Annotated in this window: 21 protein-coding genes; 11 read left to right on the forward strand and 10 right to left on the reverse strand. The window is 63.7% G+C overall.

Annotated features, from left to right (window positions below):
• Nucleotides 1-51: 51 nt before the first annotated feature.
• Together QZ501_RS00265 and QZ501_RS00270 are read left to right on the forward strand one after the other, a co-directional pair.
• Entirely contained in the window at nucleotides 52-591 is a 540-nt protein-coding gene (locus QZ501_RS00265; RefSeq protein WP_295716361.1) for a gamma carbonic anhydrase family protein, read from the forward strand.
• 138 nt (nucleotides 592-729) lie between these two features.
• Entirely contained in the window at nucleotides 730-1,188 is a 459-nt protein-coding gene (locus tag QZ501_RS00270) for an Hsp20/alpha crystallin family protein (RefSeq protein WP_151440179.1), read from the forward strand.
• 70 nt (nucleotides 1,189-1,258) lie between these two features.
• Here the strand turns inward: QZ501_RS00270 and QZ501_RS00275 are convergent, their stop codons facing one another.
• From QZ501_RS00275 to QZ501_RS00305, 7 genes are all read right to left on the reverse strand, one after another.
• Complete coding sequence (locus tag QZ501_RS00275) at nucleotides 1,259-2,092, reverse strand: flagellar motor protein MotB (RefSeq protein ID WP_151440178.1); 834 nt, start codon at nucleotides 2,090-2,092, stop codon at nucleotides 1,259-1,261.
• Nucleotides 2,093-2,104: 12 nt separating this feature from the next.
• Entirely contained in the window at nucleotides 2,105-2,878 is a 774-nt protein-coding gene (locus QZ501_RS00280) for a MotA/TolQ/ExbB proton channel family protein (protein ID WP_151440177.1), read from the reverse strand.
• A gap of 88 nt (nucleotides 2,879-2,966) precedes the next feature.
• Nucleotides 2,967-3,788: a shikimate dehydrogenase gene (gene aroE, locus QZ501_RS00285; protein WP_295716364.1), complete on the reverse strand. Its 822-nt coding sequence runs from the start codon at nucleotides 3,786-3,788 to the stop codon at nucleotides 2,967-2,969.
• Nucleotides 3,781-4,707 carry an oxygen-dependent coproporphyrinogen oxidase gene (gene hemF / locus QZ501_RS00290; RefSeq protein WP_295716366.1) on the reverse strand — a complete coding sequence of 309 codons (927 nt, stop codon included), beginning with the start codon at nucleotides 4,705-4,707 and terminating at the stop codon, nucleotides 3,781-3,783. The genes aroE and hemF overlap by 8 nt, the downstream gene beginning before the upstream one ends.
• Nucleotides 4,708-4,740: 33 nt before the next feature.
• Complete coding sequence (locus tag QZ501_RS00295; protein ID WP_295716368.1) at nucleotides 4,741-5,313, reverse strand: L-threonylcarbamoyladenylate synthase; 573 nt, start codon at nucleotides 5,311-5,313, stop codon at nucleotides 4,741-4,743.
• 57 nt (nucleotides 5,314-5,370) lie between these two features.
• Nucleotides 5,371-6,522 (reverse strand): DNA-processing protein DprA, encoded by a 1,152-nt coding sequence (gene dprA / locus QZ501_RS00300; RefSeq protein WP_295716370.1) that lies wholly within the window; start codon nucleotides 6,520-6,522, stop codon nucleotides 5,371-5,373.
• Nucleotides 6,523-6,551: 29 nt separating this feature from the next.
• Nucleotides 6,552-7,574 carry a LysM peptidoglycan-binding domain-containing protein gene (locus QZ501_RS00305; RefSeq protein ID WP_151440172.1) on the reverse strand — a complete coding sequence of 341 codons (1,023 nt, stop codon included), beginning with the start codon at nucleotides 7,572-7,574 and terminating at the stop codon, nucleotides 6,552-6,554.
• A gap of 188 nt (nucleotides 7,575-7,762) precedes the next feature.
• On the opposite strand from QZ501_RS00305, the gene def reads away from it, so the two are divergent.
• Genes def through QZ501_RS00335 form a run of 6 tightly spaced genes read left to right on the forward strand, consistent with a single transcriptional unit; the run spans nucleotide 7,763 to nucleotide 15,350 of the window.
• The gene (def, locus tag QZ501_RS00310) at nucleotides 7,763-8,272 is read left to right on the forward strand and encodes a peptide deformylase (protein ID WP_151440308.1); all 510 of its coding nucleotides are present in this window, start codon (nucleotides 7,763-7,765) and stop codon (nucleotides 8,270-8,272) included.
• 14 nt (nucleotides 8,273-8,286) lie between these two features.
• Entirely contained in the window at nucleotides 8,287-9,228 is a 942-nt protein-coding gene (gene fmt, locus QZ501_RS00315; RefSeq protein WP_151440171.1) for a methionyl-tRNA formyltransferase, read from the forward strand.
• Nucleotides 9,225-10,541 carry a 16S rRNA (cytosine(967)-C(5))-methyltransferase RsmB gene (gene rsmB / locus QZ501_RS00320; RefSeq protein WP_095616113.1) on the forward strand — a complete coding sequence of 439 codons (1,317 nt, stop codon included), beginning with the start codon at nucleotides 9,225-9,227 and terminating at the stop codon, nucleotides 10,539-10,541. Before fmt ends, rsmB begins: the two co-directional genes overlap by 4 nt.
• Nucleotides 10,542-10,571: 30 nt before the next feature.
• Nucleotides 10,572-11,954, forward strand: a complete 1,383-nt coding sequence (gene trkA / locus QZ501_RS00325; RefSeq protein WP_160898184.1) for a Trk system potassium transporter TrkA — start codon at nucleotides 10,572-10,574, stop codon at nucleotides 11,952-11,954.
• Between the two features lie 10 nt (nucleotides 11,955-11,964).
• On the forward strand, nucleotides 11,965-13,413 hold the full coding sequence (locus QZ501_RS00330) for a TrkH family potassium uptake protein (protein WP_160898185.1): 1,449 nt from the start codon (nucleotides 11,965-11,967) through the stop codon (nucleotides 13,411-13,413).
• Between the two features lie 44 nt (nucleotides 13,414-13,457).
• Complete coding sequence (locus tag QZ501_RS00335) at nucleotides 13,458-15,350, forward strand: diguanylate cyclase (protein WP_295716375.1); 1,893 nt, start codon at nucleotides 13,458-13,460, stop codon at nucleotides 15,348-15,350.
• Here the strand turns inward: QZ501_RS00335 and QZ501_RS00340 are convergent.
• Nucleotides 15,314-17,119, reverse strand: a complete 1,806-nt coding sequence (locus QZ501_RS00340) for an ABC transporter ATP-binding protein/permease (protein WP_295716377.1) — start codon at nucleotides 17,117-17,119, stop codon at nucleotides 15,314-15,316. The two genes, QZ501_RS00335 and QZ501_RS00340, sit on opposite strands and share 37 nt — an antisense overlap.
• A gap of 12 nt (nucleotides 17,120-17,131) precedes the next feature.
• A complete protein-coding gene (locus QZ501_RS00345; protein WP_151440165.1) occupies nucleotides 17,132-18,028 on the reverse strand; it encodes a lysophospholipid acyltransferase family protein in 897 nt (298 codons plus the stop codon).
• A 115-nt stretch (nucleotides 18,029-18,143) separates the two neighbouring features.
• Between QZ501_RS00345 and glyQ the strand changes: the two genes are divergently transcribed.
• The 3 genes from glyQ to QZ501_RS00360 all read left to right on the forward strand — a co-directional run bounded on the left by glyQ (nucleotide 18,144) and on the right by QZ501_RS00360 (nucleotide 22,120).
• Complete coding sequence (gene glyQ, locus QZ501_RS00350; protein ID WP_295716379.1) at nucleotides 18,144-19,100, forward strand: glycine--tRNA ligase subunit alpha; 957 nt, start codon at nucleotides 18,144-18,146, stop codon at nucleotides 19,098-19,100.
• 2 nt (nucleotides 19,101-19,102) lie between these two features.
• On the forward strand, nucleotides 19,103-21,184 hold the full coding sequence (gene glyS, locus QZ501_RS00355; protein WP_295716381.1) for a glycine--tRNA ligase subunit beta: 2,082 nt from the start codon (nucleotides 19,103-19,105) through the stop codon (nucleotides 21,182-21,184).
• Between the two features lie 108 nt (nucleotides 21,185-21,292).
• Nucleotides 21,293-22,120, forward strand: coding sequence for a hypothetical protein (locus tag QZ501_RS00360; RefSeq protein WP_295716383.1), 828 nt, complete (start codon nucleotides 21,293-21,295; stop codon nucleotides 22,118-22,120).
• Between the two features lie 3 nt (nucleotides 22,121-22,123).
• Here the strand turns inward: QZ501_RS00360 and gyrB are convergent, their stop codons facing one another.
• Nucleotides 22,124-24,532 (reverse strand): DNA topoisomerase (ATP-hydrolyzing) subunit B, encoded by a 2,409-nt coding sequence (gene gyrB, locus QZ501_RS00365; RefSeq protein ID WP_151440161.1) that lies wholly within the window; start codon nucleotides 24,530-24,532, stop codon nucleotides 22,124-22,126.
• Between the last annotated feature and the right edge of the window lie 13 nt (nucleotides 24,533-24,545).

Below are 24,545 nucleotides of genomic sequence, written 5' to 3' on the forward strand. Positions count from 1 at the left end.
CATGATGACATACTTCCCGTAACCACCCTAAGTTCAGATGGAGGACCCACCATGACCCGGATCCGCAGCCACAAGGGCGATCACCCCCAGCTCGGGGACCGCGTATGGATTGATCCCACCGCCACCGTCATCGGCGACGTGGTACTGGGCGACGACTGCTCGGTCTGGCCCATGACCGTTATCCGCGGCGACATGCACCGCATCCGCATCGGCAGCCGCTGCAGCATCCAGGACGGCTCCGTGTGCCACATCACCCACGCCGGCCCCTACAACCCGGACGGCTTCCCCCTCACTGTGGGCGATGATGTCACGGTCGGGCACAAGGCCCTGCTGCACGGCTGCACCATCGGCAGCAGGGTGCTGGTCGGCATGGGCGCCATCATCATGGACGGTGCCGTTGTGGAAGACGAAGTCATCATCGCCGCCGGCACCCTGGTACCGCCGGGCAAGACCCTGGAATCCGGCTACCTGTACCGCGGCAGCCCGGCACGCCAGGCCCGCCCCCTCACCAACGAGGAGCTTGGGTTCTTCACCTACACTGCCGGAAATTACGTCAAGCTCAAGGACGAATTCCTTGCCGACGCCCCTTGAAAATACGCGGGCAGTCCCTATCTATCCAATAGGGCGTTAGGGAAGCGGACTGATGATCCGGCGCCGGTCAGCCACGCTCCCCCTGACGAAGCTGTTGTCCCGACATGATTTCAGGTTCGTTGAGAGGAGGTGATAACCATGACAGCCATGACCCGCTGGAATCCCTTTGCCGAGTTCGAAGACATTCTCGACCGGTACAACCGTCAGATGGCCGGCCGGGATACAACACCGGCGACCAACGGCAATCGGGAAATCCTGCAGAAAACCGACTGGGCTCCCTCGGTGGACATCACCGAAAACAAGGATGCCTTCGTCATAACCGCGGAACTGCCCGGTATCCGGAAGGAAGATGTCAAAGTCTCGGTGCACGATGGCGTGCTGACCATTCAGGGCGAGCGTAACTTCGAGACCACCGAAGACGACGCGAAACGGCACCGGGTGGAGCGGTTCTACGGCCACTTCGCCCGCAGCTTCACACTGCCCGAGCATGTGGACGACGAGAACATCAAGGCCAACTACCACGATGGCGTGCTGGAGCTGACCCTCGCCAAGCAGGAGAAGGCCAAGCCCAGGGCCATCGAGGTGGAAGTCAACTGACCCCTCGGGGCAGGACGCCCCATGGTGCTCCGGCGCCGGCACTGCCGGCGCCTTTTTTTATGCCCGGAACTCAGTCCCCACCACCAGTGTCACAGTCCGGCTCATAGATCTCGATCTCCACGCGCCGGTTCTTCTCGCGGCCTTCCGCGGTGTCGTTATCAGCGATCGGCCGGGTTTCGGCACGCCCTGCCGCCACCACATTCTCCGCCGGTATGGCCCGATTGAGCACCAGCTCATGCACCAGGGACACGGCGCGCGCCGCGGACAGATCCCAGTTGGAGCGGTAACGGTCACTGACGATGGGCCGGTTGTCCGTATGGCCGGTGACGACCACCTCGCCGTCACAGCGGGCTACAATCTCCACGATGTCGGCCACCACAGGGCGGATGTCCGGAATCAGCTCAGCACTACCCACCGGGAAGGTCGCCTCGTCATTGAAGCGGATCACCACCCTCTGGCGATCAAACCCGACGTCGATCTGCTCCTCACTGACCGCCTTCTCCATTTCCGAGATCAGCATACTGGCGAGCTGTTCCACCCCGGGATGCACATCCGGGCGTGCCGGTTCCGCCGAGGCCTGCCCCCGGAGCATGGCGTCGCCCTCGGAAGGGGCCGCGGGTGCCCCGTCCATGGGGATGGGGACGTCCTCGCTGATGGCCGGCGATTCCGTATCCTCATCCGCCAGCCCCTGGGGCTCGGGCATCTGATCCGGGGCCATATTGAATGCCTCAACCAGGGACGTGACCATGGCCCGGTACTTCTCCGCATCCATGCTGGAAAAGGACAGCATCAGGATGAAAAAGGTCATCAGCAGCATGAACATGTCCGCCAGGGTGGTCATCCACCCGGGAGAACTGCTGCTGGTGTTGCCGCGTCTGGACCGGCGCTTCGGCAGTGCCGCCATCAACGCCCTCCGTCAGGCCTGCCGGCCCTGGTCGAGCCGCTCGCGCGCCTCGGGTGACAGATAGGCGGCCAGCACATCCTGCATAACGCGGGGGTTCTGGCCCTGCAGGATGTTCTGCATGGAGGTCAGCACCAGGGTCATGTTGCGCTGTTCGTCCTGCATCTTGAGCTGGAGTTTGTCCGCCAGCGGCAGGAAGATCACCTGGCCGATGGCCACGCCGTAAAAGGTGGTCAGAAGGGCCACCGCCATGGCGGGGCCAATGCCCGAGGGGTCCTCCATCTGGTTGAGCATCTGCACCAGCCCCACCAGTGTGCCGATCATGCCCAGTGCCGGCGCGGAGTCACCGATGCCCCGAAAGACCCTTTCCGCGTTCTCATAGCGCTCCAGCGTCTGCTGGAACTCATGGGTCATGGCCTCCTCGATGAATTCCGGCGGATGACCGTCCACGGCCAGTTCAATGCTCCTGGCCAGGAACCGGTAACGGGTGTCGTAATCCTCCAGGCCCAGGATGCCTTTCTTGCGGACGATGTCCGCCAGGTCCCGGATCTGAAGGATCAGGTCCAGGGGCTCCTCGGTGCGGTCCCGAAAGGCCTCGCCGAACGCCATGCGGAAGGCGCTGACCACTGAGGTCATGCGGTGCTTGATGAGGGTTACCGCCAGGGTGCCCACCACCACGATGAGGAACCCCGGAATATTGAGGAAGGACGCGAGACCGGAACTGGTGGCGATCGCGGCAACAATGGTGGTGATGCCGACCAGCAGGCCGAGCAGTGTCAGAAGATCCATGGCGCCTCACTGTCTCCGAAAGGGGCCGGGAGATCCTCCCGGCTGGCCTCCATGGCCCCAGCATAGTCCAGATTCAGCGGAACAGCCTTCAGTCGGGCCGCAGCAGGGCCATGACCGGACCTGTATCCGGGCGCACCCCGCGCCACTGCAGGAAGGATTCCGCCGCCTGCTCAACCAGCATGCCCAGCCCGTCAAGGCGCAGCCTGGAACCCTGCTGCCGAGCCCAGGCGTTGAAGGCGGTCTCCGCCTGGCTGTACATCATGTCGTAGCAGACGGTTGCCGGATTGACGAGAGCGCCCGGCAGAGGTGGCAGTTCGCCCTGCAGGCTGGCACTGGTGCCGTTGATGATCACATCGAAGGGCCCCACCAGAGCCTCAAAGGTGCTGACCGCCACGGTACCGGTATCCCCAAAGAGACCCCTCAGCGCCTCGGCGCGCGCCAGTGTGCGGTTGGCGATCACCACTTCCGCCGGTGCTTCTTTCAGCAGTGGCTCCAGAATACCGCGCACGGCGCCGCCGGCGCCCAGCACCAGCACCCGGGCACCGGCCAGGGTCACGCCGTTGTTCACACGCAGATCCCGCACCAGCCCGGCACCATCGGTGTTGTCCCCGACCAGGGTTCCGTCCGCTTCCCGCCAGAGGGTGTTCACCGCGCCGGCCCGGGCCGCCCTGGGCTCATGGCGGCCGGCGATCTCCCAGGCCTGCTGTTTGAACGGCACCGTCACGTTGAGCCCGGCACCGCCCTCCGCAAAGAAGCGTTCCACGCTATCCCGGACCCCTTCCAGCGGCGCCAGCAGCCGCTCATAGACCAGGGACTCGCCGGTCTGTTCAGCAAATGCCGTATGGATGCGCGGCGACAGGCTGTGCTCGATGGGGTTGCCGACCACTGCATAGCGGGCCTGTTCAGTCATCCTTCTCCTCCAGCCAGTTGCGGGGTTGCAGAAAGTAGTCACTCAGCCACGCCTCGGGCGTTCCGGACTCCGGTTGCCAGTTGTAGTCCCAGCGCACCAGCGGCGGCAGGGACATCAGGATGGACTCCGTGCGCCCTCCGGACTGCAGCCCGAACAGCGTGCCCCGGTCGTAGACCAGGTTGAACTCCACGTAGCGCCCCCGGCGGTAGAGCTGGAACTGGCGCTCCCGGTCGCCGTAGGGCGTATGGCGGCGTGCCTCCACAATGGGCACATAGGCCGGCAGGTAGCTGTCCCCGATGGAGCGCATCAGTTCAAAGCTGTGTTCAAAGGAGCCTTCGTTGTAATCGTCGAAGAAGAGCCCGCCGATACCACGCTGTTCGCCACGGTGCTTGAGGTGGAAATAGTCGTCACACCACTGGCGGAAACGGTGCCAGGTGTCATCACCGGCCGGCGCACAGGCTTGCCGGGCCATTTCGTGCCAGTACCGGCAGTCCGCCACGAAACCGTAATAGGGCGTCAGGTCGAAACCGCCACCGAACCACCAGACCGGTTCACGGCCTTCCGGCCTGGCAATGAAGAAGCGCACGTTGGCGTGGGAGGTGGGCACATAGGGATTACGCGGATGGATCACCAGCGATACACCCATGGCCTCCCAGCTCGCACCCGCCAGCTCCGGGCGGCTGGCGGAGGCCGAGGGCGGCAGTTCCGCGCCCATGACGTGGGAGAAATTCACGCCGCCCTTCTCGATCAGATCCCCGTCCTCGATCACGCGGCTGCGGCCACCTCCTCCGGCTTCCCGCTCCCAGGTCTCCTCCCGGAAACCGGCACCACCATCCAGCTCTGCCAGGGTATCGGTAATCCGGTCCTGGAGATCTATCAGGTACTGGTAGACGGCGTCCGGGTCGGGGGTGTTGTTCATGGATGCTCCTCGGCTGCCCGTGGACGGGCGTTGTCAGTCACGCAGAAGGGTACCATCCATGGGGTCGATGATGCGGCTCGGGCGTCGGGCGCCACCCAGGGCTCCGGTGAGGATGCCATCCAGCTCACTGCCGAATGCCCGGTGGATCTGCCAGGACCAGCGCAGCGGCGAACCGCCGGCGCGATTGCAGGAGGTGGACACCAGGGGCCCACCGAAAGCCCGGCACAGACGCCGGACCTGTGGGTGCTCCGGCACCCGCACGGCCACCCGGTCGTGATCGCCGCGCACCAGCGAAGACACTCGCTCACCGGGATCCGGCAACAGCAGGGTATTGGCGCCGGGCCAGTAGTCGTCCACCGCCTTGCGGACCTCTTCCGGTGCGTCCGCCAACAGGAAATCCAGCTGCTGCGTATCCGCCGCCACCAGGATCAGGCCCTTGTGCCAGGGCCGGCCCTTGAGCGCCAGGATCCGCTCCACGGCCTCCGGGTCCCAGGGATCACAGCCCAGTCCCCAGACCGCTTCCGTAGGGTAGGCCCAGACGCCGCCGGCCATGAGTGAGTCCGCTGCCTGTTCAATATGCCACCAGTCCGGGCTCTGCGCTGTCACCGGTACCTCCATCTCCAGAATCGTCAGGCGGAAGTCTATCCCCAGCGGCGGCCCACGTCAGCCCGATCGGCGTCGATAACCGCCCGGCGTTGATTCCACCAGCCCCTCCATCTCCAGCAGCAGCGTGGCCTGGAGCAGATCGGCAGCCGCCATGCCCGTGGCGCGGCAGAGGCTGTCCGAATCCACCGGTTCATAGGTCACCGCCTCCAGAACGCGACGACTGCTTTCATCCAGATGGGTGGGTGTGGTTTCAGCTTGCGGTTCCGTTCTGGTGGGCACGGATTCCCAGACCCCCAGCTCCGAAACAATGTCATCCACTGTCTCCACCAGCACGGCGCCTTCCCGGATCAGCCGGTGACAGCCCCGGACGCTTGGCTGATGGATGGACCCGGGAACGGCGAAGACCTCCCGCCCCTGCTCCATCGCCAGCCGTGCCGTGATGAGCGAGCCGCTGCGCAGCCCGGCTTCCACCACCAGCACACCCAGGCAGAGCCCGCTGATCAGGCGGTTGCGCTGGGGAAACAGGTGGGCACGGGCCGGGGTGCCCGGAGGCAGCTCCGAGACCAGGAGCCCTCCGGCCTGGAGCATGTCCCTGGCCAGCGCCTCGTGGCGGCGCGGGTAGGGGCGGTCCACGCCGTTGGCGAGGATGCCCACGGTGGCGCCACCGCCTTCCAGCGCCCCCTTATGGGCCGCCCCGTCAATGCCAAGGGCGAGGCCGCTGACCACACTGAAACCACCCTCGGACAGGGCATGGGCAAAGCGCCGTGCGTGATTGAGGCCATCGCGGCTGGCGTGCCGGCTGCCGACCATGGCGAGGCAGGGGCGATTGAGCGCGTTGATGTCACCCCGGCAGTAGAGCACTGGCGGCGGGCCATGGATGTGCCTCAGCGCCTCCGGATAGTCCGGATCCCGCCAATGGATAACACGGATCCCGAGTTCCCCGCACTGCTGCCGGGCATGCTCCAGGCGCTGTCGCGTGGTGGGCTCAAGCCCCTGGGCCTGCCAGGCATTCAGGGCCTGGCGGGTGGATCTGGGCAGCCCAAGTGCCCGCAGGCTGTCCGGCGTCATGGTCAGCAGCCGTGCGGGATCCTCAAGCTGATCCAGCACCACCTGCCAGTGTTCCGGATTCATGCCCGGCAGCAGCGCCAGCAGATGATGGGCGTCGCCCGTCTCCGGGCCGGGAAGGGTGGGTCGTTCCATGACCGTCATCAGTGACTTCCTCTGTCAGAATGGTTGTTTCAGGGGTTACGGACCTCGTCCATGATCTCCAGTGGTCGCGTCGCCTGCAGAACCAGCCCGTAGCTGAGCTTCTCATAGGTGCGGAAAACCATCACCAGCCCCGCCCGTTCCGAAGGCAGCTGCAGCAGTTCATCCGTCACCGGGTCCCGCGCCTGGTTGCCCTTCTTGTAGGCCGCCAGCACATGACCCGCTTCCAGGCCCTCGCGTTCACCGCGGTTGATGGTAACCACATTATACTGGCCGATGTTGCTGACGCCATCCTCGACATCGATCATCCGCCCCTGGATATCCGTCTCGGGCGCACGGGGCTGGAAACGCGTGGTGATCTCGCGCGACTCCGTGGGCAGCAGCCGGTCCTTCGCTTCAATCTCTTCGCGGCTGGCGGTCAGATCCACGCTCAGAAGCTCGCCGTTGACCTCAGCCACACGGCCCCGGCCCATGGAGCGTGCCTCGAGGCCCAGGAACTCACCGGTTTCCGGATCCACGTGCCGGGTACCGCGACGGAACACCGCCAGGGTCTCCCGGGGCTGCGCCTCGCCTCTTGCGTAGACCCGATCCCCGGCACCCATAATCGAACGCCGATCTCGGCCCTGCACGATATAGGGGGCTTCCTCCAGCGTGGCCTCATCAACGATCCGCGTGTTGGACAGGAAGCTCCGGATCTCCTCCAGGGGAATGGTGGGGATAGGGGTGTCCAGCGGAGTTTCCTTCACCTCCGGGGAGAGCTTGATTTCCCGGTCCGTGTCTGTGGCCCGTGACAGCCGCGGCTGGCCATCCACCCAGGTCAGTTCCAGGACATCCCCCGGGTAGATCAGGTGCGGATTGTCCACCTGGGGATTGGCCTGCCAGATCTCCGGCCAGTTCCACGGTTCCTTCAGGAAGCGTGCGCTGATGTCCCAGAGTGTATCCCCGGGCTGGACGGTGTACTGCTCGGGATGGTCATCCCGCAGCTGTGTCTCGGCCATGACCCCGGTGGCGCCCAGCCCGAGGGCCACCGTGAGCAGAATCGACAGAATCCTCATGCTCGGTTTCCTTGCTGGCTTGTCTCGATCGATCGACGTCATTATTTCACCACTATAGAAGAAATAACGCCATTTGCGATCCCAGCGGGTGGACCGCGTCCACAACACTGCAATGATTTGTAAGCGTGGCGGTTTGTACGGTCATTGCCTGATGCGTGATAATGGCGCCAGTAACCCTTCGGAGCAGCATCATGACTCTCAGTATTCTGGAATTTCCGGACCCGCGGCTGCGGACCGTCGCCGAGCCGGTCGCATCCGTGGATGACAGCATCCGGCGCCTGGTCGATGACATGATCGAAACCATGTATGCAGCGCCGGGCATCGGGCTGGCCGCCACCCAGGTGAACGTCCACCGGCGGGTACTGGTGATCGATCTTTCCGAGGACCAGAGCACCCCCCGGGTATTCATCAACCCTGAACTCGAGATCCCTGAGAGCGAGAAGGAGCCCATGCAGGAAGGCTGCCTCTCCATTCCCGGCGTCTACGAGGATGTCTCCCGTCCCCAGTCCGTCCGGGTCCGGGCGCTGGACTACCACGGCGAGCCCTTCGACGAGGAACACAGCGGTCTCATGGCGGTCTGTCTGCAGCATGAGGTGGACCACCTGAACGGTAAGCTCTTCATCGACTACCTGAGCCAGCTCAAGCGCAGCCGCATCCGGCGCAGGGTCGAGAAACAGCAGCGCCAGAAAGCCTCCTGAGGAGTCACTGAACCGTGCGGATCGTTTTCGCGGGCACCCCGGATTTTGCCGCGGCCAGCCTCAGCGCCCTGATTGAAGCGGGGCATGAGATCCTGGCCGTCTATACCCAGCCGGATCGCCCCGCCGGACGGGGCCGAAAGGCACGTCGCGGCCCGGTATCCCAGCTGGCCCATGATCACGGGCTCCGGATTGAACAGCCCGAAAGCCTGCGCAACAGAGAGGCGCAGGCCACGCTGAGGGAACTGGCCCCGGATGTGATGGTGGTCGCCGCCTATGGCCTTATCCTGCCCCAGTCCGTTCTGGACATTCCGGATCACGGCTGCCTGAACGTCCACGCCTCGCTGCTACCACGCTGGCGCGGGGCCGCGCCCATCCAGTGGGCCATCGCCGCCGGCGACAGCGAGACCGGCATCAGCATCATGCAGATGGACGCCGGGCTGGATACCGGGGATGTGCTCAGCCGCCACCGCCTTACCATCGCGGACGACGAGACGGGTGGCAGCCTTCACGACCGGCTGGCCGGGCTTGGTGGCGAAGCCATCACGGCAGCACTGTACGAACTGGCGCATGGCAGCCTGGACCCCGAACCCCAGGACGATCACAGGGCCTCCTATGCGCGCAAACTCGAGCGCAGCGATGGCCGCATCGACTGGCAGGGATCGGCGCAGTCCCTGGCGCGCCGTATCCGTGCCTTCAACCCCTGGCCCATGGCCCACACCACGGTGGATGATGAGGCTGTGCGCGTGCTCTTCGCGGAGCCGGTGAACACCGAGGTGACGGATGCCGAGCCGGGGACGGTTCTCGAGCGCGAGCCCTCCGGCGCCCTGGTGCAGTGCGGCGAGGGCGTCCTCCGCATCACCCGGGTCCAGCTGCCCGGCGGCCGCCCCCAATCCATGCAGGACCTCATCAATGGCGGCAGGCCCGTGCTCCTCCCCGGTCAGAGGCTGGGAGCATGAGCGGCGTGACAGGGGGCTCCCTGCGCGCCACGGCAACCCGCATCATCCACCAGGTGGTTCACAGCGGCCAGTCCCTTGGGCAGATCCTGCCCCCCGCCCTTGAGGGTCTGCCGGCGGATGAGCGCGGCCGGCTTCAGGACTGGTGCTTCGGCAGCTGCCGCTGGTGGCACCGCCTCAACGCGGAACTCCAGCAGCGGCTGCACAAGCCCCTGCCGAAACGCCATGCGCAGCTGGAATCCCTGTTGATTCTAGGTCTCTACCAGCTTCGCCACACGCGGATAGCACCCCATGCGGCCATTCACCAGAGCGTCGAGACCGCCAGGGAACTCGGCGCGCACCAGCTCACCGGCCTGGTCAATGGCATACTCCGGAAAAGCCTGCGTGACGGCGAATCAGAGCCCGTTACCGATGCCATCCGCTACAGCCATCCGGAATGGCTGGTAGCCAAGCTCAGTGCCAACTGGCCGGAGCACTGGCAGGCTATGCTGGAGGCGAACAACCGCAGGGCCCCCATGAGCCTGCGCTATCATACCGGTCATCATGACCAGGCCAGTGCCCTGGCAGCACTGGCGGACGCTGGGCTGTCCGCACAACCCGGCCAGCTCGCGCCCCATGCCCTGCAGCTGGATGAAGCCTGCCCCGTGGAACGCATTCCAGGCTTCGCCGAAGGCCACTTCAGTGTGCAGGACGAAGCCGCGCAGCTGTGTACGCAACTGCTTGAGCTGGCCCCGGGCCAGCGGGTGCTGGACGCCTGTGCTGCCCCCGGCGGCAAGACCGGCGCCATCCTGGAGCACGAACCGGACCTCACGGAAGTAGTAGCGCTGGACTCGGACCGGGACCGACTCGGGCGGATCACCGAAAACCTTGAACGCATCGGCGCCGGCGCCCGGCTGGTGGCGGCGGATGCCGGCGATCCGGACGCCTGGTGGGACGGCACCGCGTTCGACCGCATCCTGCTGGATGCCCCCTGCAGTGGCACCGGTGTGATCCGCCGCCACCCCGACATCAAGCTGCTGCGCCGCGAGACCGACATCCGCGAGCTGGCGGATACCCAGCTGCGCCTGCTTGAGGCCTGCTGGCAGACGCTGGCCATCGGCGGCCGGCTGGTCTACGCCACCTGCTCCGTGCTTCAGCAGGAGAATGCGCGTATCATCCAGCGCTTCATCAATGGCCACATGGATGCCCAGCTGGTCCCCATAACGCTGGACTGGGGCATCGAGACCGGTTACGGTCGCCAGTTAATCACGGGGGAGCGGGAACAGGACGGCTTTTTCTACGCCTGTCTGGAGAAAAACCCGGCCCACTGGGTCTGACGGATCCGGCGAGGGAGTCAGCAGTTACCCATGAAGATCATCATTCTCGGCGCCGGCCAGGTTGGGGGTACGCTCGCGGAAAACCTGGCCAGCGAGGCGAACGACATCACCGTGGTGGACAACAACCCGGGCCGGTTGCGCGAGCTCCAGGACCGGCTCGACATCCAGTCCGTGCTCGGGCGTGCCTCCTATCCGCGCGTGCTCAAGCAGGCCGGGGCCCAGGACGCGGACATGCTGATCGCCACCACCAACAGTGACGAGGTCAACATGGTCGCCTGCCAGGTGGCCTGGACCTGCTTCCGAACCCCCACCAAGATCAGCCGTGTGCGCACCGGCGCCTATCTGGCCCGCCCGGAGCTGTTCGAGCGGGACAAGAAGGAAGGCTTCCCCATCGACGTGCTGATCAGCCCGGAGCAGGTGGTCACCGAGCACATCACACGACTGATCGAATACCCCGGCACGCTTCAGGTGCTGGATTTCTCCCGGGGCCTGGCGCGGCTGGTGGCGATCCGGGCGACCGAGGGCGGCCCACTGGTGGGGCATGAGCTGTCGTACCTGCGCGCGCACATGCCGCGCATCGACACCCGGGTGGCGGCCATCTTCCGCCGTGACCGGCCCATCATTCCCCAGGGCGACACCGTGATCGAGGAGGGCGACGAGGTCTTCTTCATCGCCGCCAGTGACCATATCCGTGCGGTCATGAGCGAACTCCAGCCCCTGGAGAAGCCCTACAAACGCATCATGATCACAGGCGGCGGCAACATCGGCCACCGGCTCGCGCGCACCCTCGAGGACCGCTTCCGGGTGCGCATCATCGAGCGCAGTCAGGACCGCTGCATCGAACTCTCCGAGAACCTGAACAACACCATCGTCCTCCAGGGTGACGCCGCCAACAAGGATCTGCTGCTGCAGGAGAATATTGAGGATACGGACGTCTTCTGTGCGGTAACCGACGACGACGAAGCCAACATCATGGCCTCGATGCTCGCCAAGCGCCTGGGCGTGCGCAAGGTGATGACGCTGATCAACAATCCGGACTACGTGGACCTTATCCAGGGCGGTGAGATCGATGTGGCGATCTCGCCGCAGCAGACCACCATTGGCAGCCTGCTCACGCATGTGCGCAAGGGCGATGTGGTCAACGTCCACTCCCTGCGTCGCGGGGCGGCCGAGGCCATTGAGGCTATTGCGCATGGCGACCAGCGCTCCTCGCGGGTCGTGGGTAAGCGTCTGGACGAGATTCCCCTGCCAGAGGGCACCACGATCGGCGCCATCGTGCGCGACAACGAAGTGCTGATCGCACACGATCACGTCCGGGTCCAGCCCGACGACCACGTCATCCTCTTCCTGGTGGACAAATCACGCATCCGCGAGGTGGAGAAACTCTTCCAGGTCGGACTGACGTTCTTCTAAAGGACATACCATGCGTTACGGGGTCATCGCCAGAATCCTTGGCCTGCTGATGATGGTATTCAGCCTGACGCTGCTGCCTCCAGTGGTGGTCTCGCTGATCTATGATGACGGCCAGGCCTATGCCTTCCTTGAGGGTTTCGGTGTGGTGCTTCTGGTTGGCGCCCTGGTGTGGTGGCCGAACCGCGGCAACAGCGATGATCTGCGCGTCCGCGACGGCTTCCTGATCACTTCCCTGTTCTGGATCGTGCTCAGTCTGGCCGGTTCCGTGCCGTTCTTCTTCAGCTCCGACCCCAGCATGCGCTACGTGGATGCCCTCTTTGAGGCAGTCTCGGGCCTGACTACCACGGGCGCCACCGTGCTTACAGGGCTGGACGCACTACCGGAGTCCATCCTCTGGTACCGCCAGCAGCTGCAGTGGCTGGGCGGCATCGGCATTATCGTACTGGCCGTGGCCATCCTGCCAATGCTGGGCATCGGCGGCATGCAGCTTTATCGCGCGGAAGTGCCCGGCCCGGTCAAGGACAACAAGCTGACCCCCCGGATTGCCGAGACCGCCAAGGCCCTCTGGTACATCTACGTGGGGCTGACCATTGCCTGCGCGCTTGCTTACTGGGTTGCGGGCATGACGCTGTTCGACGCCATCGGCCACAGTTTCTCAACCGTCGCCATCGGCGGCTTCTCCACCCACGACGCCAGCATGGGCCACTTCGACAGCCATGCCATCAAGCTCATCGCGTCTTTCTTCCTGTTCCTGAGCGGCGTCAACTTTGCGCTGCATTTCATGGCCTGGAATCAGCGAGGCCCCTGGCATTACTTCCGTGACCCGGAATTCCGGTTCTATGCCGGTGTCATGGGGGGGGCCTGCGTGGCAACGGTGGGCATATTGATCCTGACCGCCACCTACGATCCCTGGCACAGCCTCAGCAACGGGATCTTCCAGGTCCTGTCCATTGCCACGACCGCCGGCTTCACCTCGGCCGACTTCCATTACTGGCCAAGCGTACTGCCCGTCATGCTGATCCTGATGGCCTTCATGGGCGGTTGCGGTAACTCCACCGCCGGCGGCATGAAGGCCATGCGCATCCTGCTGATCTACCGCCAGGGCGCGCGGGAGATCCGGCGCATCCTGCACCCGAACGCGGTCATTCCCATCAAACTGGGTCACCGCCCGGTCTCGGACCGGATCCTCCAGGCGGTCTGGGGCTTTTTCTCCATGTACATGGTGGTCTTCGTGGTGCTGCTGCTGATCAACCTCGCCATGGGCCTTGACCAGGTCACCGCCTGGACCGCCGTGGTCGCCACCCTGACCAATCTCGGGCCGGGCCTCGGGGAGGTCTCAAGCACCTTTCAGAGCATGCCGGATGTCACCAAATGGAGCGGCATGGCCGCCATGATCCTGGGACGACTGGAAATCTTCACGCTGCTGGTACTTTTCACACCTGAGTTCTGGCGGCGCTGAACGGCCAATGTGACAACCACTGCGGCTCAACTAGACTGCGGAACATGAAACGTATTGTCGGAACGTGGTTTGCAGTCGTCATCCTGGTCCTCATGGTACTCGGCAGCGGCCCAGCAGCGGCGCTTGAGCTCGTCGAGGTCGATGATGAAAGGGAACTGGACCTCAGCGCTGATATGCGGTGGGTGGCCGACCCCAACTCTGAACTGAGCGCGCAATCGCTGTTACAGGCGCCTGGGGAGCCGGACTGGCAGACCACCAACGGCAGGATCCTCAACCTCGGGCTGGAGAGCGCCCCCGTATGGATGGGCGTCTGGCTCAAAAGCAGTTCGGAAATCGACCGCTATCTCCAGATAGGTTATCCACCACTGGATGATGTCCGGATCCAGCTTCTGCGGGCCAGTGACGGTGAAACCATCACCGAGGTCCACACCGGGGATACCCTGCCATTCTCATCCCGACCGATCGCGCATCACGATTTCGTGAGCCGGCTGACACTGGCTCCGGACACCCGCTACCTGCTGCTGATCCGCATCCAGACCGAAGGGGCCCTGCAGGCCCCGGTACGTCTGTGGGAGCCGGAGGCCTTCCTCAGGGATACCCAGGTATCCTCGGCACTGCACATGATGTTCTTCGGCATCATGGGGGCGCTCGCCATCTACAACCTGCTGCTGTACTTTGCGGTACGGGATGGCGCCTATCTCTGGTACGTCCTCTATCTGCTGGCCTTCGTTCTGTCACAGGCGGCGCTGCGGGGCTTCGGTTTCCAGTACCTGTGGCCCGGCGCGCCCTGGTTCAACGGCATCAGCCTGACGGTGCTTCTCTCACTCAGCCTTGCCGCCGTGGGGTTCTTTACCCATCAGTTCCTCAATGCCCCCAGGCACAGCCGCCTGTGGTCCATCATCTTCCGGGCCATCGGCTGGTCGGGTATTGCCCTGGCAATCATCAGCGTGCTCGTGCCCTATCACATCGCCATTGCTCTGATGCTCGGGGTCGTCAGCAGCGAGGCGGTACTGGCGCTGGTGGGTGCCTGCTATCTGTGGTGGCGCGGTGAAGTGCTGGCCCGCTTCTACGTCATTGCCTGGGGCATCTTCCTGTTTGCCAACATCGCCTATACCGTCAGCAAGACCGGCGTGATTCCCACCAATATGCTGGTGGACCATGGCACCCAGATCGGCGCCGTCATCCAGATGCTGCTGCTGTCCTTTGCTCTGGCCTGGCGCATCAACCAGGAACGCGAACAGCGCCAGCAGGCCCAGGCCGAGGCGCTGCGGGTGCAGCAGGACGCCAACCTCAAGCTGGAAGCACGGGTGGAGGAGCGCACCGAGGAGCTCCGCCACGCCTATGATCAGCTCAAGCAGCTGAGCGAGCTGGATGGCCTCACGCAGCTCAAGAACCGACCCTACTTTGACCAGGCCCTGGAGCGCGAATGGCGGCGCAGCTGCCGTGAGACCCATACCATGTCCCTTCTGATGCTGGACATTGATCATTTCAAGGCGGTTAACGACGACTACGGCCACCTCTGCGGTGATGACGCGCTGCGCCGGATTGCAGCGATCTGCGAAGAGGGAGTGGGACGGGTCGCCGACACCGTCGCGCGCTACGGGGGCGAGGAATTCGTGATCCTGCTGCCCATGACCGATCTCGGAGGCGCGACCCTGCTGGCCGAACGCATACGCGAGGCCGCGGCATCAGTGGAATTTGAATGGGAGGGCAACCCCATTGCGCTGAGCGTTTCCATTGGGCTGGCGTGCTGTATACCGGACTGCCAGCGGGACCATGAGTGGTTGATCCGTACCGCTGACGAAGCCCTCTATCAGGCCAAGACGCGCGGCCGTAACTGCACGGTTGTGGCCCGACAGAACGCTGATGGCGGTATCGACATGCTCACCCCCGAATCCCTTCAGGCATCCGCCGATGGCTCATCGCCCAGCGCCTGACGTTCCCATAGCCGGGCGTAACGACCGCCCAGGGCAAGCAGCTGTTCATGGGTGCCGCGTTCAACAATACAGCCGGCATCCATGACAAGGATGCTGTCCGCGTCATTCACCGTGGACAGGCGATGGGCAATGGCAAGCGTGGTCCGGTTGCTGGCGACCTCGTCCAACGCCTCCAGAATATGCTGCTCCGCCACCGAGTCCAGTGACGACGTGGCCTCGTCGAGCACCAGTATGGGCGGATCCTTGAGGATGACACGGGCGATGGCCACGCGCTGCTTCTCACCCCCGGAAAGCTTCAGGCCCCGTTCACCGACCCGCGTTTCCAGCCCCTCGGGAAGGCGTGCCACGAAGTCCTCCAGATGGGCCATGCGCAGCGCCCGCTGCAGGTCCTCCTCACTGGCATCGGGCCGTCCGTAGAGGATGTTGCGGCGCAGACTGTCGTTGAACATCACGGTGTCCTGGGGCACCACGCCGATGGCCTCGCGCAGGCTCTGCTGGGTGACCTCGCGGATATCCTGACCATCGACTGTAATGGCGCCTTCCTGCACATCGAAGAAGCGGAACAACAACCTTGCCAGGGTCGACTTGCCGGCGCCGCTGGCGCCCACCACCGCCACCCGGGAGCCGGCCGGCACCTCAAAGGAGACATCCTGCAGGATCCGCTGGTCCGGGCGATAGCCGAACCCAACATGGCGGAATTCGATCCGGCCCCCGGTGACCGCCAGTGGTTTCGCGTCCGGCGCATCCACCACTGTTGGTGGCTGTTCCAGCAACCCGAAAAGGCGCTCCACGTTGACCAGTGCCTGCCGGATCTCGCGGTAGACAAAGCCCAGGGCGTTCAGGGGAATGAACAGCTGCAGCAGGTAGGCGTTGATCATGGTGAAATCGCCCAGGGTAATGTCCCCAGCCGCCACATCCGTTACCGCCATGGCCATGACCGCAATGAGCCCGATGCCGATGATCAGGGCCTGACCGGCATTCAGCGTCGCCAGTGAAAGGCGGTTGTTGAGCCGGGCCTGTTCCCACTCGGCCAGGTTGGCATCGTAGCGCTCGGCCTCAAAGTCCTCGTTGCTGAAGTACTTGACCGTCTCGTAGTTCAGCAGGCTGTCCACCGCACGGCTGTTGGACTCGTTGTCCTTGGCGTTCGCCTCGCGCACGAACCGTGTCCGCCACTCGGTGACCCGGATCGAAAACACCACGTAGATCACGACGGCCACCAGGACGGTCAGCATGTAGCCGGGATCAAAAGCGAACAACAGGATGCCGCAGACCATCACCAGTTCCAGGATAGTGGGCGCGATGTTGAACAGCGTGAAGCGCAGCAGGAAGCTGATGCCATTGGTGCCGCGCTCGATATCCCGGGCGAGGCCCCCGGTACGGCGGTCCAGGTGAAAGCCCAGCTCCAGCCGGTGCAGATGACGGAAGACCTGCAGCGAAACACGACGCATGGCCCGCTCTGCGACGCGCGCGAAGACCGCGTCGCGCACCTCGTTGAACAGGGTGCCGCTGAAGCGCAGCAACCCGTAGGCGACCACCAGGAGAACCGGAATCCAGAGGACCATGTCGCCGCTGTCTTTCGCGTCCAGATGGTCGACGATGTATTTCAGTGCCACAGGCGTGGCCACCGTCGCCAGCTTGGCGACGATCAGGCAGGCAGCCGCGATGCCAACGCGGCCCCGGAATTCCTTCAGGTAGGGCCAGAGGCTGGCGATCACCCGCCAGTCCGGGCGGTAGTCGCCCGGGTAGTCGTTATCCGCGTAGGCGCGCACTCAATGGCTCCGTCAGAGGTCTCTGTAGGGGTTGGGCTTGCCGGATGGCTGCTTGCGGAAGCGTTTGTACTCCCACTGGTACTGTTCCGGAATCCGCCGGACAACGGATTCCACGCTGGCGTTGAGGGCGGCCACCGAGGTCTCCGTGTCCGCCGCGTAGAGCCGTGGATCCGCCTCGTCCGCAACCAGGCGGAACCCGCGGGCGCCAGGCAGCCGTTCGCAATAGGTCACCACAGCCCGGGCGCCGGTTTTCTGAACCAGGCGGGAAACCAGCTTCATGGTCAGAACATCAATACCGAAGAAGGGCGCGTAGGTGCCGCCACTGGCATCCGGAACCTGGTCCGGCAGTATCCCCACAACACCGCCTTCGCGCAGGATGCTGAACAGCCGCAGCACCCCCTTGCGGTCCGCCCGGACCAGCTCCGACCCACCACGACCCCGCACCTTCGACATGTAGTCTTCCATCTCAGCCATCTTGGGCGGGCTGTAGAGCGCGGCCATGGAAAAGCGGGTGGAGTAGTAGAGCCCCAGCAGTTCCCAGTTGCCGAGATGGGGCACGATCAGCACCACGCCGCGGCCCTCGGCCCGTGCCTCGTCCAGAAGATGCTGGCCCTCGAATTCACGGATCAGGCCCAGGCAGCGCGGGACTGGGCTTTCCCACATGATGGGGATTTCCGCGATCAGCTTGCCGGTCTCCCGCAGGCTGTCGCGGGCCAGGGTACGGCGCTCGGCTTCCGGCATGTCCGGATAGGCCAGGGTGAGACTGCGCTCGGTTACCTTGCGGGTACGATCGCGCGCGGCCCATAGACAGAGGCCAACAACACGGCCCAGCGACTGGGCGAGCGCCAGCGGCAGGTGACCGATGAGCCAGAGCAGGGCGCGCAGGCCCCTGATGCGCAGGGTTTTCATGGAAATTTGAACGACTCCCGGGCCGGGGTTTCCTAAGAACCGGAGGCGGAGCGTATAATACGCGCCTTTGGTAGAACGGGAAACCGATCCCCTCAATCCCCAGCAGGTGGACGCCGTGAGCGAACAGGCACAACCCGATGTAACAACCTTCCAGGGGCTGATCCTGGCCTTCCAGCAGTTCTGGGCCGAGCGCGGCTGCATCATCCAGCAGCCGCTGGACATGGAAGTGGGCGCGGGGACTTTCCATCCCGCCACCTTCCTGCGCAGTATCGGGCCGGAAAACTGGCATGCTGCCTATGTCCAACCCAGCCGCCGCCCCACGGACGGTCGCTACGGTGAGAACCCCAACCGGCTGCAGCACTATTACCAGTTCCAGGTGGTGCTCAAGCCCTCGCCGGACGACATCCAGGAACAGTACCTGGACTCGTTGCGGGTCCTGGGCCTGGACCCACTGGTGCACGACATCCGTTTTGTGGAAGACAACTGGGAGTCGCCAACCCTGGGGGCCTGGGGCTTGGGCTGGGAGGTCTGGCTCAACGGCATGGAGATCACCCAGTTCACCTATTTCCAGCAGGTGGGCGGTATTGAATGCTACCCCGTGACCGGTGAAATCACCTACGGCCTGGAACGCATCGCCATGTACCTGCAGGAGGTGGACAGCGTCTATGACCTGGTCTGGACGCGGACACCGGCCGGCGAAGTAACCTATGGCGACGTCTACCACCAGAACGAGGTCGAGCAGTCCCACTACAACTTCGAAGAGGCGGATGTCGAGTTCATGTTCCACGCCTTCGGCGTGCATGAGCGTGAAGCCCAGCGCCTGGTGGACGCAGGCCTGCCATTGCCGGCTTACGAGCAGGTGCTCAAGGCCTCCCACACCTTCAACATGCTGGATGCCCGGCACGCGATCTCGGTCACCGAGCGCCAGCGCTACATCCTGAGGGTACGCACCCTGGCCCGGGCGGTGGCCCGGGCCTATTACGACCGGCGCCGGGATCTCGGCTTCCCCATGGCGGACGAGACCATCCGGCGCGAACTGCTCGCCGACGACGACACCCAGAAGGAGGCATGATCATGGCCACACCGGATTTCCTGGTTGAAGTCGGCACGGAAGAATTACCCCCCAAGGCGCTGAAGACACTTTCGGAATCCTTCGGGGAGGGCCTGCGCAGCGCGCTGGCGGACGCGGGCATTGAGTACGGCGAGATCGAAACCTTCGCCACACCCCGGCGACTGGCCGTACGCGTGAATAAGCTCGCGGACGCCCAGCCGGACACTCCCTTCGAGAAGAAGGGCCCGGCCGTGAAAGCGGCGTTTGACGATCAGGGCAACCCCACGCGCGCCCTGGAAGGCTTTGCGCGCAACCTGGGCATCCAGCCGGACGAGCTGGACACCATGGAGACCGATAAAGGCGCCTGGCTGGTCTACCGTGGCGTGGAAAAAGGCCGCCCCACGGCCGAGCTGCTTCCCGGTATGGTGGAGCAAGCGCTCAATGGACTGCCCATCCCCAAGCGCATGCGTTGGGGGTCCCGCCGCGAGGAGTTTGTTCGCCCGGTTCACTGGCTGATCATGCTCTATGGCAGTAAGGAAGTACCCTGCACCGTACTGGGCTGCGAAGCCGAGCAGGCCACGCGTGGTCACCGTTTCCATCACCCGGGTGAGCTCATCATCTCCACGCCTGCGGATTACGAACTGGTGTTGCGCCAGCACGGCTGGGTTGAACCGGATTTCGCGACACGCCGGGAGACGATCCGTAGCGGGGTGACCCGTGTGGCGGAAGAACAGGCTAAAGGTAGCGCGGTCATCAATCCGGACCTTCTGGACGAGGTCACCGCGCTGTGTGAATGGCCGGTACCGCTGCTCGGCCGTTTTGAGGAGCGATTCCTCGACGTACCGCCGGAAGCCCTGGTGTCCTCCATGGAGGAACACCAGAAGTACTTCCACGTGGTGGATGCCAATAACACCATGATGCCGTGTTTCATCACAGTGGCCAATATCGCGAGCCACGACCCCTCGGCGGTGATCGCGGGCAACGAAAAGGTCATCCGGCCCCGGCTGGCGGACGCCGCCTTCTTCTACGATACCGACCGGAAAACCCCGCTCATCGACAGGCTGGACGATCTCAAACCCATTGTCTTCCAGCAGGATCTGGGCAGCCTGCACGACAAGACACTCCGGATTGCCTCCCTGGCCGGGCGTATTGCCGAGGGCATTGGCGCGGATCCGGACAAGGCACGGCGTGCCGGAACCCTGAGCAAGACCGATCTGCTGACCGAGATGGTCCAGGAGTTCGACGACCTCCAGGGTGTCATGGGCGAGTATTACGCACGTCATGATGGTGAGGACGAATCGGTCGCAAGGGCATTGAGCGAACAGTACCTGCCAGGCTTTGCCGGGGACCGTGTGCCGCAGACCGACATTGGCGCCTGCGTTGCGCTCGCGGACAGGCTTGATTCATTGGTGGGCCTGTTCGGGATCAACCAGCCCCCCAGCGGCACACGTGACCCCTACGCACTGCGCCGGGCGGCACTGGGCGTGATCCGCATACTGGTGGAACGCGAACTGACCCTGGATCTCGAAGAGCTGGCCGGTTGGGCTGCCGGGGAGTTCAACAGCCTTACTGTGAACGATCCGATCCAGCCGGTCGTGGACTATATTCTTGAGCGTTTCCGGGCCAGCTTCGAGGATCAGGGAGTTCCGGCGGAGGTTTTCCTGGCAGTTCAGGCGCGCCGACCCACCCAGCCCCTCGACTTCCATCGCCGGGTGCTGGCGGTGAACAACTTCGTCGCCCTGCCGGAAGCTCAGGCCCTGGCAGCCGCCAACAAGCGGGTCTCCAATATCCTTGAGAAACAGGGCGGCACCCAGGCCGGCAGTATGGATCCCGAACGCTTTCAGGAAGAGGCGGAACGGGCACTCTATGAGGCGCTCCAGTCCCAGGAGGGACAGGTCGAACCGCTGTTCGCCCGCGGCGACTATGATGCCGGCCTCCAGTCCCTGGCGCAGCTGCGTGAGGTGGTGGACCGGTTCTTCAACGACGTCATGGTGATGGCGGATGACGACAGCCTGAGAGCCAACCGGCTGGCACTCCTGGAACGACTCAGGCAGCTGTTCCTCAGGGTCGCGGATATTTCACTGCTGCAGACTGGCAGTGACTAGGGAAGATCCGGAGATCGCCATCATTAGTGCGAACCATTCTCATTGACATATAGGAAAAGGCCGGCAATACTGGCGATTCGATGACCCCACAGGAACCATTGAATCGCCATGAGCCAGTCTTTCACCCGCCTCCTGCCCGAACTCCAGGCCACCGTCAGTGCCTGCATCGAAACCGCGCTGGTCCTTCATGCCACGACGATGCCCCAGATCCGGCGTGTTATGGCCGGTGATGCGGTCATTGAGGACTACGTCCGAGCACTGGGCTTCGGGGACCGGCTGGTTCCCTGGCAGCATCTCGGACGCGATGATGGTCCGGACCCCGACCTGATCCTGGCCCACGAGATCGCCGGCGGGACCAGCCTGTGCCCGACCTGGCTGCCTACCCGCTACCAACCTCGCCTTTCCATGGTTCAAGGAGCGCGCAGCGCATCCGATGTCCAGGATAACCTGAAACGCATTGCCCGCATCCTTGGCAATACCATGGGTGAAATGGTCCCTGCCCAACGCTTCCGGGAAACGTTCGAGGGGCTGCGCGCCCGGCTGCACGTACCGGGTCCGCGGGTTCTGGTACTGGTGGAAACCGGGCGTGGTCGGTACCGCCTGACAGCGCCGGATCACCCCTGCCACAGCATGTTCGCGCAGCTTGGCTGGATCAGTGCGCCTTCAGAGAGGGTTGCGGGTGAGAAGCTGAGCGTCCGGACGCTCAGCATGGTGGAACACGACGCCGTATTGATTCTCGAAGCGTGGACCGGGGAGGAGGGGGAATCCGCTTTGGCGCGGCACTGGCCGTTGATGCTGTCACCGGCAGCGGAAACGGAGCGTTGGGCCCGGCTTCCGATGCTGGAGTTGATGTGTTTCGGGCCATCCCTGCCCGACCGCCTGGCGGATCTGGCCACCCGCTTCCAGGCCCTGAAACCGGATACCTGGGACTCGTAACCCTCAGATATCCAGGTTTGCCACTTCCAGCGCATTGGTCTGGATGAATTCCCGGCGGGGCTCCACCTCGTCGCCCATCAGGGTCGTAAAGATCCGGTCCGCCGCAATGGCATCCTCGATTGTCACCTTCATCATCCGGCGTGTCTCCGGATCCATGGTGGTTTCCCAGAGCTGGTCCGGGTTCATCTCACCCAGACCCTTGTACCGCTGGATGGTCAGGCCCTTCTGGCCTTCGCGCATGAGCCAGTCCAGGGCCCCCGCGAAGGTGTCCACCGGATGCCGGCGCTCGCCTCTCTGGATGTAAGCGCCCGGCTCAATCAGACCATCAAGTTTTTCACCAAGGCGCGCGATAGCGCTGTACGAGGGCGACTCGAAGAATTCATGGCGGAACACGTATTCGTAGGGAATGCCGTGGATCAGGAGGGTGACCTTCGGCAGCGTGAGTCCGCGTTCCGTGTCCTCAGTGGTTGAGAACTCATAACGGATACCGGTGCGGGTATCCAGCACCAGGCGTTCTCCCAGTTCCGCCACCCACTTCTGGATGGTTTCTGGGTCCTTGAGGTCCTCGGTCGTCAGTGTCCTGTGGGTGACCATCTCCTGGAGCACCCGTTCCGGATAGACACGGGTAAGCCGCTCAATGTTCTCCATCACGCTCTGGTATTCGTGGACCAGGTCTTCCAACGCCTGGCCTGCCAGAGGCGGTGCCTCGGGATTCACATAGAGCGCGGCGTTTTCCAGCGCGGACTGTGTGACGTAGGCCGTCTTGGCCTTCTCGTCCTTGAGGTACTGTTCCTGCTTGCCACGCTTGACCTTGTACAGGGGCGGCATGGCGATGAAGACATGGCCGCGCTCTATGAGTTCCGGCATCTGCCGGTAGAAGAAGGTCAGAAGCAGGGTACGGATGTGGGAACCATCCACGTCCGCATCCGTCATGATGACGATGCTGTGGTAGCGGAGTTTATCGGGATCGTAATCCTCCCGGCCGATACCACAGCCGAGGGCGGTGATCAGCGTGCCCACCTCCACCGAGGACAGCATCTTGTCGAAACGTGCCTTCTCCACGTTCAGGATCTTGCCCTTGAGTGGCAGGATGGCCTGGGTGCGGCGTTCACGCCCCTGTTTCGCGCTACCGCCCGCGGAATCACCCTCCACGATGAAGAGTTCGGAAAGTGCCGGATCCTTTTCCTGGCAATCCGCCAGCTTACCCGGCAGACCCGCGACATCAAGAGCGCCCTTGCGGCGTGTCATATCGCGGGCCTTGCGGGCGGCTTCCCGGGCCCGGGCGGCATCAACCATCTTGTTGACGATGGTTTTGGCCTCCTGGGGATATTCCTGGAGGTAGTCCGTGAACTGCTGGTTCATCTCCTGCTCGACGGCCGTCTTGACTTCAGAGGAAACCAGCTTGTCCTTGGTCTGGGACGAGAACTTGGGGTCCGGCGCCTTAACGCTGATGATCGCGGTCAGACCTTCGCGGGCGTCGTCCCCGGAGGTGTTCACCTTGAGTTTCTTGAGCAGCCCTTCCTGCTCCATGTAGTAGTTCAGGGTCCGGGTCAATGCCGCCCGGAATCCGGCAAGGTGGGTACCGCCATCACGCTGGGGAATATTGTTGGTGAAGGTGAAGATGTTTTCCTGGAACGCGTCGTTCCATTGCATCGCCACTTCCACCACGATGCCGTCCTCGCGTTCCCGGGTGAAATGGAATACCCGGTTCAGTGGCGTCTTGTTGGTGTTCAGGTGCTCAACAAAAGCCCTGAGTCCACCTTCGTACTCGAAAACCTCATCCTTGCCGCTGCGCTCATCGGTCAGCCGGATCCTTACACCACTGTTGAGGAAGGCGAGTTCCCGCAACCGCTTTGCCAGGATATCGAAATGGAACTCGATATTCGTGAAGGTTTCGGTGGAGGGAATGAAGTGGACTTCGCTGCCGGAAGCTTCCGTATCGCCAACGATCCGGAGCGGCTCCTCCGGAATCCCGTCGTGGTAGACCTGTTCATGGACCTTGCCACTGCGGCGGATCGTTAACTTGAGTGTCGAGGAGAGGGCGTTGACCACGGACACGCCCACGCCATGCAGACCCCCGGACACCTTATAGGTATTGTCGTCAAACTTACCGCCGGCATGGAGGACGGTCATAATGACCTGGGCGGCGGAAACGCCTTCTTCCTCATGAAGGTCCGTGGGAATACCACGACCATCGTCCCGGACGGTTACGGACTCATCCGGATGGATGACAACGCCAATCTCGGAACAGAACCCTGCCAAAGCCTCGTCGATGGAATTGTCCACCAGCTCGAAGACCATGTGGTGGAGACCGGTTCCATCATCGGTGTCGCCGATGTACATGCCGGGCCGTTTGCGCACGGCATCCAGACCCTTGAGTACCTTGATGCTTGTAGAGGTGTAATCAGACATTCGCAGGGTTCCC

Origin of the sequence: uncultured Halovibrio sp. (assembly GCF_913056445.1) — a bacterium.
GTDB classification, from domain to species: Bacteria; Pseudomonadota; Gammaproteobacteria; order Pseudomonadales; family Oleiphilaceae; genus Halospina; species Halospina utahensis_B.